Origin of the sequence: Ideonella sp. (assembly GCF_035254525.1) — a bacterium.
In the GTDB taxonomy this organism is placed as follows: domain Bacteria; phylum Pseudomonadota; class Gammaproteobacteria; order Burkholderiales; family Burkholderiaceae_C; genus Ideonella.
The window spans coordinates 1-10,218 of sequence record NZ_DATFAN010000079.1 but is presented as its reverse complement, the minus strand read 5'-3'; the positions used below and the strand labels follow the sequence as shown (position 1 = coordinate 10,218).

At 70.1% G+C, this 10,218-nt stretch carries 12 protein-coding genes; 6 read left to right on the top strand and 6 right to left on the bottom strand.

Annotated features, from left to right (window positions below; all coding sequences use genetic code 11):
- Positions 1 to 10: 10 nt before the first annotated feature.
- A complete protein-coding gene (gene pnuC / locus VJ693_RS08030; RefSeq protein ID WP_324153103.1) occupies positions 11 to 652 on the top strand; it encodes a nicotinamide riboside transporter PnuC in 642 nt (213 codons plus the stop codon).
- Positions 639 to 1,337, top strand: a complete 699-nt coding sequence (locus VJ693_RS08025; RefSeq protein ID WP_324153098.1) for an ATP-binding protein — start codon at positions 639 to 641, stop codon at positions 1,335 to 1,337. Before pnuC ends, VJ693_RS08025 begins: the two co-directional genes overlap by 14 nt.
- Here VJ693_RS08025 and VJ693_RS08020 read toward each other — a convergent pair.
- A complete protein-coding gene (locus tag VJ693_RS08020) occupies positions 1,320 to 2,291 on the bottom strand; it encodes an Hsp33 family molecular chaperone HslO (protein WP_324153096.1) in 972 nt (323 codons plus the stop codon). The genes VJ693_RS08025 and VJ693_RS08020 overlap by 18 nt on opposite strands.
- A 5-nt stretch (positions 2,292 to 2,296) precedes the next feature.
- Positions 2,297 to 2,824 carry a gamma carbonic anhydrase family protein gene (locus tag VJ693_RS08015; protein ID WP_324153095.1) on the bottom strand — a complete coding sequence of 176 codons (528 nt, stop codon included), beginning with the start codon at positions 2,822 to 2,824 and terminating at the stop codon, positions 2,297 to 2,299.
- Between the two features lie 66 nt (positions 2,825 to 2,890).
- Here VJ693_RS08015 and VJ693_RS08010 point away from each other — a divergent pair, with 66 nt between their 5' ends.
- Positions 2,891 to 3,679, top strand: a complete 789-nt coding sequence (locus VJ693_RS08010; protein WP_324153094.1) for a ferritin-like domain-containing protein — start codon at positions 2,891 to 2,893, stop codon at positions 3,677 to 3,679.
- Positions 3,680 to 3,688: 9 nt separating this feature from the next.
- Here the strand turns inward: VJ693_RS08010 and VJ693_RS08005 are convergent, their stop codons facing one another.
- On the bottom strand, positions 3,689 to 4,285 hold the full coding sequence (locus VJ693_RS08005) for a MarC family protein (protein ID WP_324153092.1): 597 nt from the start codon (positions 4,283 to 4,285) through the stop codon (positions 3,689 to 3,691).
- Positions 4,286 to 4,510: 225 nt separating this feature from the next.
- On the opposite strand from VJ693_RS08005, the gene VJ693_RS08000 reads away from it, so the two are divergent.
- Positions 4,511 to 5,464 (top strand): porin, encoded by a 954-nt coding sequence (locus VJ693_RS08000; protein WP_324153101.1) that lies wholly within the window; start codon positions 4,511 to 4,513, stop codon positions 5,462 to 5,464.
- A gap of 55 nt (positions 5,465 to 5,519) precedes the next feature.
- Here VJ693_RS08000 and xerD read toward each other — a convergent pair whose 3' ends face one another.
- The gene (xerD, locus tag VJ693_RS07995) at positions 5,520 to 6,452 is read right to left on the bottom strand and encodes a site-specific tyrosine recombinase XerD (RefSeq protein ID WP_324153091.1); all 933 of its coding nucleotides are present in this window, start codon (positions 6,450 to 6,452) and stop codon (positions 5,520 to 5,522) included.
- Entirely contained in the window at positions 6,449 to 7,543 is a 1,095-nt protein-coding gene (gene queG, locus VJ693_RS07990; protein WP_324153090.1) for a tRNA epoxyqueuosine(34) reductase QueG, read from the bottom strand. The genes xerD and queG overlap by 4 nt, the downstream gene beginning before the upstream one ends.
- Here queG and tsaE point away from each other — a divergent pair.
- Both tsaE and VJ693_RS07980 read left to right on the top strand, forming a co-directional pair.
- Positions 7,532 to 8,053: a tRNA (adenosine(37)-N6)-threonylcarbamoyltransferase complex ATPase subunit type 1 TsaE gene (tsaE, locus tag VJ693_RS07985; protein ID WP_324153089.1), complete on the top strand. Its 522-nt coding sequence runs from the start codon at positions 7,532 to 7,534 to the stop codon at positions 8,051 to 8,053. The two genes, queG and tsaE, sit on opposite strands and share 12 nt — an antisense overlap.
- A complete protein-coding gene (locus VJ693_RS07980) occupies positions 8,053 to 9,390 on the top strand; it encodes an N-acetylmuramoyl-L-alanine amidase (RefSeq protein WP_324153100.1) in 1,338 nt (445 codons plus the stop codon). The genes tsaE and VJ693_RS07980 overlap by 1 nt, the downstream gene beginning before the upstream one ends.
- 28 nt (positions 9,391 to 9,418) lie before the next feature.
- On the opposite strand, the gene VJ693_RS07975 is transcribed toward VJ693_RS07980, so the two are convergent.
- On the bottom strand, positions 9,419 to 10,072 hold the full coding sequence (locus VJ693_RS07975) for a DedA family protein (protein ID WP_324153087.1): 654 nt from the start codon (positions 10,070 to 10,072) through the stop codon (positions 9,419 to 9,421).
- Between the last annotated feature and the right edge of the window lie 146 nt (positions 10,073 to 10,218).

Below are 10,218 nucleotides of genomic sequence, written 5' to 3'. Positions count from 1 at the left end.
GCCCGGCCCGATGGACCGCCTGCTGCAGGCCACGGCGCCGCTGCTCGCCGAAGCCTTCACGCTCTGGGGCAGCCCGACCACCTGGCTCGAGGTCGCCGGCTTCGTGCTCTCGGTGTGGATGGTGGGCTGCAACATGCGCGTCAACCCGCTGGGCTGGCCGCTGGCCATCGCCAGCTCGCTGCTGTATGCGCTGCTGTTCGTGCACAGCAAGCTCTATGGCGAGGCCAGCCTCCAGCTCTTCTTCGTCGCGGTGGCCGGCTGGGGCTGGTGGCAGTGGCTGCGCGGGCATGGCGCCGACGGCGGCGAGCTGAAAGTGCACCGGCTGTCGCCTCGGCAGCGGCTTGGCGCCGCGCTGGCGACCCTGGCCGCCTGGCCGGCGCTTGCGCTGCTGCTGGCGCGCTACACCAACTCCGATGTGCCCTGGCTCGACGCGCTGCCCACGGTGGCCAGCATCACCGGCCAGTTCCTGCTCGGGCGCAAGCTGATCGAGAACTGGGCGGTCTGGCTGGCGGTGAACCTCGTCAGCGTCGTGCTCTTCGGCGCGAAGGCGCTGTGGCTGACCGTGCTGCTGTACGCTGTGTTCGCCCTGCTGTCGATTGCGGGCTGGCGCATGTGGAGCCGGCTTGAAGGACACGCCGATGCAAACCACTGACCCCGCCTGGATCTTCGCCGTCGTCGGTGCCGAGAGCACCGGCAAGAGCACCTTGGCCGAGACGCTGGCCGAGCGGCTGGCGGGCGACACCGGCTGGCGCAGCACGTGGATCCCCGAGGTGCTGCGCGAATGGTGCGAGCGCGAGGGCCGCACGCCCGCCGCGCACGAGCAGGCCGGCATCGCGGCCGAGCAGGCCCGCCGCATCGAAGAGGCCGCGAGGGCCCACCGCATCGTCGTCTGCGACACCACGCCGCTGATGACCGCGGTGTACCACCGCCACATCTTCGACGATCGATCGCTGGACGCACCGGCGATCGCCTGGCAGCGTCGATGCACGCTGACGCTGCTGACCGCGCTCGATCTGCCCTGGCAGGCCGATGGCCTGCAGCGCGACGGCCCGCACGTGCGCGAGCCGGTCGATGCCGCGGTGCGCGAGATGCTGATCGGCGCCGACCTGCCCTTCGTCGTCGTCGGCGGCCTGGGCAAGGCCCGGCTCGAGGCGGCGGTGGACGCCGTCGCGCCGCACCTGCGACAGGCCGATGCGCCCGTGCCGGGGCTGTTCAGCCGCCTCGCCGAACGCGACGCGGCACAGCCCGAATGGCGCTGGGTGTGCGAGACCTGCGATTCGCCCGATTGCGAACACGCGAGCCTTCGCTTGAAGAACGCCCTACTGCAGCGAGGTTGACACGGGCGGCTGGTCGCGCCCCGGCGTGAACAGCTCGCCCACGTCGACCGCGTCGAAGTGGTACTGCTGGCCGCAGAAGTCGCAGCCGATCTCGATGTCGCCCCGCTCGGCGAGGATGGAATCGGCCTCCTCGCGGCCCAGGCCGCCCAGCATCGCGCGCACCCGTTCGCGCGAGCATGAGCAGGCAAAGCTCGGCGCCAGCGGCTCGAAGCGCAGCACCTGCTCTTCCCAGAACAGGCGGCGCAGCACGGTGTTCGCGTCCAGCGTCAGCAGTTCCTCGCGCGTCAGCGTCGCCGCCAGGTGCGCGATGCGGTTGAAGCCCTCGCTCTGGCCGATCATGTCTTCGTTGGCGACATTCACACCGGAGAGATTCGCCGCCCCCTCGACCGGCAGGCGCTGAATCAGCAGACCCGCCGCCACCTTGTCGTCGGCCGCCAGCACCAGGCGCGTGTCGAGCTGCTCGGACTGCAGCATGTAGTGCTCCAGCACCTGCGACAGCGCCTGCAGCGGCTCGCGCCGGTCGCCGTGCAGCGGGACGATGCCCTGGTAAGGCTGCTGCCCGGGCAGGCGCTCCTCGGGGTCCAGCGTGATGGCGCAGCGCCCCTTGCCGTGCACGTTCAGCATCGCCTCGAGCCCGGCATCGGCCGGCACCTCGCCGACGACCTTGGCCGTGGCGCGAAAGCTCAGGTCCGAGCGTGCCTCGGCCACCGCCAGCTTCACCGGCCCGTCGCCGAACACCTGCAGGATCAGCGAGCCGTTGAACTTGATGTTGGCCTGCATCAGCGCGGCGGCCGCCGCCATCTCGCCCAGCAGTGCACGCACAGGCGCCGGAAAAGGGCCCTCGGGGCCGCTGGCCTGGCGCCGGCGCAGCACCTCCTGCCAGCTGCCGGTCAGGCGCACGAGCATGCCGCGCACCGGCAGGCCCTCGAACAGGAACTTGTGCAATTCATCCATCGAATTCAGCTTTCGAGCCTCTTCAGGCCATCACGGTGCCGGCGCGCGTTGTCGACGTAGTGGGCCGCGCTCAGCGTCATCCGGGCGATCTGCTCGGCTGTCAGCTCGCGCACCACCTTGGCCGGGCTGCCGACGATCAGCACGCCGTCCGGAAACTCCTTGCCCTCGGTCACCAGCGCACCGGCACCGACGATGCAGTGGCGGCCGATGCGTGCGCCATTGAGGATGACCGACTGGATCCCGATCAGCGAGCCGTCGCCGATCGTGCAGCCGTGCAGCGCCACCTGGTGGCCCACGGTCACGTCGGCGCCGATCGTCAGCGGCACGCCGGCATCGGTGTGCAGCATCGAAAGATCCTGGATATTGCTGCGCTCGCCGATCGTCAGCCACTCGTTGTCGCCACGCAGCACCGAGCCATACCAGACGCTCGAGTGGGCCGCGAGCGACACCCGCCCGATCACCTGGGCCGATTCGGCGATCCAGACGTTCTCGGCAATGCGCGGGGCGTCGTCGCCCAGTTGGTAGATCGCCATCGATGCCCTCCTCTTCGGCTGCTCGCCTGTTCGTTGGCCCGCAAGGGCAAGCCGATAATTCTAGGGATGGAACTGAGAGCCGAGGCGCTGAAGGTCTTGTGTGTCGCCGAGCCGGAATCGAAGGCGCGACAGGCGCGCGACCTGCTCGACGCGACCCGGCGCGGCGCCCCGCTCGACCCCACGGCCTCGCTGCAGGCTCCGGCCGGCCTGCCCGGCCGCCCGCCGCGCCCGCTGCTGGTGCCGCCGGAACAGGTGCCGCGCCGCACGCCGTTCACGCCCGAGGGCCGCGCCGCGCTGCTCCACGCGGTCTGCCACATCGAATTCAACGCGATCAACCTCGCGCTGGACGCCGTCTGGCGCTTTGCCGGCATGCCCGAGCGCTTCTACCTCGACTGGCTCCAAGTGGCCGGCGAAGAGGCGCTGCACTTCGGGCTGCTGCGCGATCACCTGCGCGCGCAAGGCCACGACTACGGCGACTTCGAAGCGCACGACGGCCTGTGGTCCATGGCGGAAAAGACCCGCGCCGACATCACCGCCCGCATGGCGCTCGTGCCGCGCACGCTGGAGGCGCGTGGGCTGGATGCGACGCCGCCGATGCAGGCCAAGCTGCGCCGGGCGGGCGACCTGCGCGCCGTCGACATCCTCGACATCATCCTGCGCGACGAGATCGGCCACGTCGCGATCGGCAATCGCTGGTACCGCTGGCTGTGCGAGCGCGACGGGCGCGACCCGGTCTCGAGTTACGCCGAGTTCGCCGCGCGGTACGGCGCGCCGCGGCTGAAAGGCCCATTCAACCTCGACGCGCGGCGCGCCGCCGGTTTCGAGCCCGACGAGATCGAGCGGCTCGGCATCTAGGCCCGGCAGCTAGGCTTCGAAGAAGTAGCGCTTCAGGCCCGCCAGCACCATCTCGACCGCGATCGCGGTCAGCACCAGGCCCATCAGCTTTTCCAGCGCCGAGACCATCGGCCCGCCGATGATCTTGCGAATGCGCTCGGCGGACAGCAGCACCAGGCCGCTGATGGCCATCGCCAGCGTCAGCGCGCCCACCCAGTGCACGATGCGCTCGGGTTGGCGCGACGCCAGCAGCAGCACCGTGGCCATCGCAGATGGGCCGGCCAGCAGCGGCACGGCCAGCGGGAAGATCATCGGCTCGCGCTTGCCGTCGGTCGCGTAGATCTCGCCGCCCGAGGCGAAGATCATCCGGATCGCGATGATCAGCAGGATCACGCCGCCGGCGACCTCCAGCGAGCGCTCGGACAGGTGCATCAGGCTCAAAAAGCCCTGCCCTGTGAACATGAAGGCCAGCAGAACGCCGAAGGCGATCGCCACTTCGCGCACCGCCACCACCGTGCGCCGTTCCGGCGCCACGCCGCGCAGCACCGAAATGAAGATCGGCAGGCTGCCGAACGGGTCCAGTACCAGCAACAGCAGCACGAACGCGGAGACGAAGGTGTGTTCCATCGCCGGCGATTGTGCCCGCCGCCGTCGCCGTGACATCCGCCCGGATTGCTGTCGTGCCCTCGCCACAGCGCGGACGCGATCTGCACAGAAGGTTGAGGCTGCGGCCGAGCCGCCTTGAGATGCCTGAACACAATGGATACAGAATGACACACCTCATGGCGCATCACCTGCGGCCCATTGCAGCGATCCGGTGCGCGGCTCCCCCGTCAGACCTTCTGGAGACTCATCTTGAGAAAACTCGCCTTGGCCGCGCCCCTGGCCGCCATCGTCATCGCCACGCCGGCATGGGCCCAAAGCAGCGTTTCCATCTACGGCCGCCTGAACGTCACCGTCGAACGAGTCCGGTTCAATGACGGCGACAGCCAGGGCGTCGTCAACGACAACTCCTCGCGCATCGGCTTCAAGGGCACCGAAGACCTCGGCGGCGGCCTGAAGGCGGGCTTCCAGATCGAACACGGCTTCGATGCCACTGACGGCAAGGCCAAGGCCACGTTCTGGGGCCGTCAATCGGAGGTCAACCTGACCGGCGCCTTCGGCACCGTTCGGCTCGGCGCCTGGACGCCGGATTCGTACTTCGCGACGTCCGACTACATCGGCATGCACAACCACGAGACCGGCGACTCGGCGGACGCGTTCTACGTCAGCGCCTTCGCCTACAAGAACAAGGTCGGCTACGTCACGCCGAACCTGAGTGGCTTCCAGGGCTACGTCGCAGTCGCCGAAAGCGACCCGGCCAATGGCGTGGACGACAAGAACTACGACCTGGCCGCCTACTACGATCACGGCCCGCTGCACCTGGGCGCCGGCTTCGAGAAGCAAGGCGACCTGAAGCAGGCCAGCATCCGCGGCCTGTACGAGGCCGGGCCGATCACCGTCGGCCTGCTGTTCCAGCGCAACGCCGACTTCCAGCGCCTGGGCCGCGGCTACCGCAACTACTTCCGCGTGTCGTCGATGTACGTGCTGGGCCGCTCGGAGTTCCACGTCAACGTCGGCGCCGCCGGCGAGTACGCGAACATCGACAAGAGCGATGCGCTGCAGATGACGCTCGGCTACAACTACAACCTCAGCAAGCGCACCAAGGTCTACGGCTACTACACCCGCATCGACCGTGACGACGTGCTGAAGGTCTACGGCGGCAATTTCGACGCCCTTGCGCTGGGCGTCCGCCACAACTTCTGATCCGTCCTGCCTGGCGGATGACCCGAGAGCCGGCCGCGTGCCGGCTCTGTCGTTTTCAGCCCCTCGGATGGTGCCGGGCGTGCAGCGCCTTCAGGCGCTCGCGTGCGACGTGGGTGTAGATCGTCGTCGTCGAGATGTCGGCGTGCCCCAGCAGCATCTGCACCGCGCGCAGGTCGGCGCCGTGGTTCAGCAGGTGCGTCGCGAAGGCGTGGCGCAGCGTGTGCGGCGACAGCGGCACGTTGATGCCGGCCTGCAGCGCGTACTTCTTCACCAGCGTCCAGAACATCTGGCGCGTCATCGGCCCGCCGCGCGCGGTGACGAACAGCGCCGGGCTGGCCTGGCCCGCCAGGATCAGCGGCCGGGCCTCGGCGGCATAACGCGACACCCACGCGGCAGCCTCCTCGCCGAACGGCACGAGCCGCTCCTTGGCCCCCTTGCCGGTCACGCGCAACACGCCGTCGGCCAGGCTCAGGTGCACCGTCGGCAAGCCGACCAGTTCGCTGACGCGCAACCCGCTCGCATACATCAGCTCCAGCATGCAGCGGTCGCGCAGGCCCAACGGCACGGCCACGTCGGGCGCGGCCAGCAGCGCCTCGACCTGCGCCTCGCTCAGGGTCTTGGGCACGCGCAGGCTCTGGCGCGCGCTGCTCAGGCGCAGCGTCGGGTCTTCACCCACATGGCGCTCGCGCAGCGCCCAGCGGTAGAAGCGCCGGAACACCGCCAGCCGCCGGTTGGCGCTGGCGGAGGTCTTCGGCTGGCTCGGGCTCCGTGCGCGTCCGCTGTCGTGCCGGGCGACCGCGTAGGCCTCCAGGTGCGGCTGCTTCACCGCGGCCAGCGTCGTCACGCCCTGCGTGGCTGCGAGCCAGCGCGCGAGCAGGCTCAGGTCGCGCCGGTAGGCCGCGAGCGTGTTGGCCGCGAGGCCGTCCTCGACCCACAGCGCGGCGATGAAGGCATCGATCAGCGGATCTGGCGCGGGCGTGGCGCTCATGGTGCCTGCTGTGTCAAGGCCCAGTCGATGTGCTCGCGCACCAGCGCGTCGCTGCTATCACGCACATCGGCCAGCGCCTCGCGCAGGGCCAGCGCCGCCACGTCGCCCGCCGCGATCGCGTTGCCCATCGCCACCGCAAGGTTGCGCCGCCAGCGCACATGGCCGATGCGGCGGATCGGGCTGCCCTCGGTGCGGCGCAGGAACTCGTCCTCGCTCCAAGCCCACAACTCGAGCAGGCTCGCGCCGCCCAGCGGCTCGCGCTCGTCGAAATCCGGCAGTGGGCTGCGGCGGGCGTACTTGTTCCAGGGGCAGACGAGCTGACAGTCGTCGCAGCCGTAGACGCGGTTGCCCATCAGCGGCCGCAGCGCCTCCGGAATGGGCCCGGGGTGCTCGATCGTCAGGTAAGAGATGCAACGCCGCGCGTCCAGCCGGTAGGGCGCAATGATGGCCCGTGTCGGGCAGACGTCCAGGCAGGCCGTGCAGCGCCCGCAGTGCGCCTCGGCCGGTGGAGTCACGGGCAGCGGCAGATCGACGTAGACCTCGCCGAGGAAGAACATCGACCCGCCTTCGCGCGACAACGCCAAGGTGTGCTTGCCCCGCCAGCCGATGCCGCTGCGCGTGGCAAGCTCCGCCTCGAGCACCGGCGCCGAATCGGTGAACACGCGGTGGCCGAAGGGCCCGGCGACCTCGGCGATGCGATCGGCCAGGGCCTGCAGGCGCTGGCGCAGCACCTTGTGGTAATCCCGCCCGCGGGCATAGATCGACACGGTGGCCTGGCCGGGCGCGGCCAGGCGCTTCCATTCGCGTTCGGTCCAGCCCTCTTCCGCGCCGCGCGGCAGGTAGTCCATGCGCGCGGTGACCACCCGCACCGTGCCGGGCACCAGCTCGGCCGGCCGCGCCCGCTTCAGGCCATGCGACTGCATGTAAGCCATCTCGCCATGAAAGCCCGCGGCGAGCCAGTCCAGCAGGCCTTGTTCGGCCGCGCGCAGGTCCACATCGGCCACGCCGATCTGGGAGAATCCGAGCGACTGCGCCCAGCCCTCGAGTTGTTGCGCGACCAGCGCGACCACGTCCTGACCTTGACGACCCATCCGCCGATTCTAGAAACCCGCTCACTGCACTGGCCCGACGAAGCGGCCTGTGCCCGCTTCGCCGCCGCGCTGGCCGATGCCATCGCCTCGCAGCGCAGCCTGCAGGACGCGAAGCTCGAGCTGGACGGGCCGCTCGGCGCCGGCAAGACCACCTTCGTGCGCCACCTGCTGCGCGCGCTCGGCGCCACCGGCCGCATCAAGAGCCCGACCTACGCCGTCGTCGAGCCCTACGCGCTGACGGCTCGCGACGGCTCGCCGCTGCCCGCATCGCACTTCGACTTCTACCGCTTCGACGACCCGCGCGAGTGGGACGATGCGGGCTTTCGCGAGATCTACGCCGAGCCGGGCCTGAAGATCGCCGAGTGGGCCGCCAAGGCCGCGCCGCAGTTGCCGCCACCCGACCTGAAGCTCGCGATCGAGCCGCAGGCCGACGACAGCCGCCGCGTGCGCGCCGAGGCCTGCAGCGCGACCGGCCGGCAGCTGCTGGCCGCGGCGGACGCCGCCGCATGATGCGCCGGCGCGAGTGGCTGGCCGGTGCCGGCACCGTGGTGCTGGCCCTCGGGCCCGCCGAGCTGGCCTGGGGAGCGGCCATCGTCGCGGTGCGGGTCTGGCCGGCGGCCGACTACACCCGGGTGACGATCGAGTCGGACCAGGTCCTCGCGGCCAACCATTTCCTGGCCGACAACCCGCAGCGCCTGGTCGTCGACATCGAGAACCTCGAGCTGAGCCCGGCACTGCGCGAGCTGGTGGGCAAGGTGCGGCCGGACGACCCCTTCATCGCCGGCGTGCGCGTCGGCCAGAACCAGCCCCGCGTCGTGCGGCTGGTGATCGACCTGAAGCAGGCCGTGAAGCCGCAGCAGTTCGCGTTGGCCCCGGTGGCCGCCTACCAGCACCGGCTGGTGTTCGACCTGTACCCCACCGAGGCCCCCGACCCGCTACTCGCCTTGATCCGCGAGAAGGACGCCGCCGAGCGCGAGGCCGCACGCGAAGTGCAGGATGCGCTGGGCGAGTTCATCGGCCGCGTCGACAAGCCGCTGCCGCCCGTTGCCGGGGCCGGCGGGCCGCCCCGGGCCGCGCCTCCTGTCGAAACGCCGGCCCCGCCGCCTCCGCCCACGGCCGCCCAGAAGGACCGCATCAACCGCCTGGTCATCGTCGCGATCGACCCCGGCCACGGCGGCGAGGACCCGGGCGCCGTCGGCCCGAGCGGGCTGAAGGAGAAGGACGTGGTGCTGCAGGTCGCGCTGAAGCTGCGCGAACGCCTGAACACCAAGGCCGGCATGCGCGCGATGCTGACACGCGACGCCGACTTCTTCGTGCCGCTGCACGAGCGGGTCAACAAGGCGCGCCGCGTGCAGGCCGACCTCTTCGTCTCGATCCACGCCGATGCCTTCTTCACGCCGGAAGCGCGCGGCGCCAGCGTGTTCGCGCTGAGCCAGAACGGCGCCACCAGCAGCGCCGCGCGATGGATGGCCCAGAAGGAGAACGCCGCCGACGTGGTGGGCGGCGTCAATGCCGCCACCAAGGACCAGCAGGTGCTGCGCGCGCTGCTCGACATGAGCACCGCCGCCCAGATCAAGGACAGCCTGCGCGTCGGCCACGAGGTGCTGAACCGCATCGGCCTGGTCGGCCGGCTGCACAAGGCCAAGGTCGAGCAGGCCGGATTCGCGGTGCTGAAGGCGCCGGACATCCCGTCCATCCTCGTCGAGACGGCCTTCATCTCGAACCCCGACGAGGAAGACAAGCTGCGTGACCCGGACTACCAGCAACGCCTCGTCGACGCGCTGTACTCGGGCATCGAGCGCTACTTCGCCAAGAACCCGCCGCTGTCACGCAAGCGCACGACCTAGCCGGGGCCTGTCGGCTCTGGCGAGCGCCTCAGGCCGCCGGCGCCGCCTGCTTGCGGCGCGCGCGCCAGGCGCCGGCGAGGATCACGATGCCGGGGATCAGGATCATCGCCCAGATGATCTTGTCGAGGTTGGCCTTGACCCAGGGCACGTTGCCGAACAGGTAGCCCGCCATCGTCACGCTGCCGACCCACAGCGCGCCGCCGGTCACGTCGAAGAAGGTGAAGCGCCGCCGCGTCATCTCGGCCACGCCGGCCACGAAAGGCGCGAAAGTGCGCAGGAAGGGCAGGAAGCGCCCGACGACCAGCGTGACGCCGCCATAACGCTCGTAGAAATCGTGCGCCTTCAGGAACGCCTGCTTGTTGAACCAGCGCGAGTGCGGCCACTGGAACACCTTGTGGCCGACCAGCCGGCCGATCGTGTAGTTGCTCTGGTTGCCGGCCACCGCCGCGCCGAACATCAGCGCCAGCGAGGTCGGCAGGTCCATCAGGCCCACGCCGCACAGCGCGCCGACGACGAACAGCAACGAGTCCCCCGGCAGAAAGGGCATCACGACGACCCCCGTCTCGATGAAGATGATCGCGAACAGTAGCGCGTAGACCCAGGTGCCGTACTGCACGACGAACGCCGCGAGGTGTTGGTCGACGTGGACGACGAGGTCGAGCAGAAAAGCGAGGAACTCCATGACGCCGGATTATCCCCGCCCCCTTCCTACAATCCCGTGATGACTGATCTGGCCACCGACTCCGGCGCGGCGCTTCGCCGCGCCATCCGCGAACTGCCCGACGAGCTGGTGAGCCAGATCGCGGCGGGCGAGGTGGTCGAGCGGCC

Excerpts from the sequence above, each read along its gene's own strand:
- VJ693_RS07980 (WP_324153100.1), top strand. The coding sequence starts at position 8,053 with ATGCGCCGGCGCGAGTGGCTGGCCGGTGCCGGCACCGTGGTGCTGGCC.
- VJ693_RS08005 (WP_324153092.1), bottom strand. The coding sequence starts at position 4,285 with ATGGAACACACCTTCGTCTCCGCGTTCGTGCTGCTGTTGCTGGTACTG.
- pnuC (WP_324153103.1), top strand. The coding sequence starts at position 11 with ATGGACCGCCTGCTGCAGGCCACGGCGCCGCTGCTCGCCGAAGCCTTC.
- queG (WP_324153090.1), bottom strand. The coding sequence starts at position 7,543 with ATGGGTCGTCAAGGTCAGGACGTGGTCGCGCTGGTCGCGCAACAACTC.
- xerD (WP_324153091.1), bottom strand. The coding sequence starts at position 6,452 with ATGAGCGCCACGCCCGCGCCAGATCCGCTGATCGATGCCTTCATCGCC.
- VJ693_RS08020 (WP_324153096.1), bottom strand. The coding sequence starts at position 2,291 with ATGGATGAATTGCACAAGTTCCTGTTCGAGGGCCTGCCGGTGCGCGGC.
- VJ693_RS08025 (WP_324153098.1), top strand. The coding sequence starts at position 639 with ATGCAAACCACTGACCCCGCCTGGATCTTCGCCGTCGTCGGTGCCGAG.
- VJ693_RS07975 (WP_324153087.1), bottom strand. The coding sequence starts at position 10,072 with ATGGAGTTCCTCGCTTTTCTGCTCGACCTCGTCGTCCACGTCGACCAA.
- VJ693_RS08010 (WP_324153094.1), top strand. The coding sequence starts at position 2,891 with ATGGAACTGAGAGCCGAGGCGCTGAAGGTCTTGTGTGTCGCCGAGCCG.
- VJ693_RS08015 (WP_324153095.1), bottom strand. The coding sequence starts at position 2,824 with ATGGCGATCTACCAACTGGGCGACGACGCCCCGCGCATTGCCGAGAAC.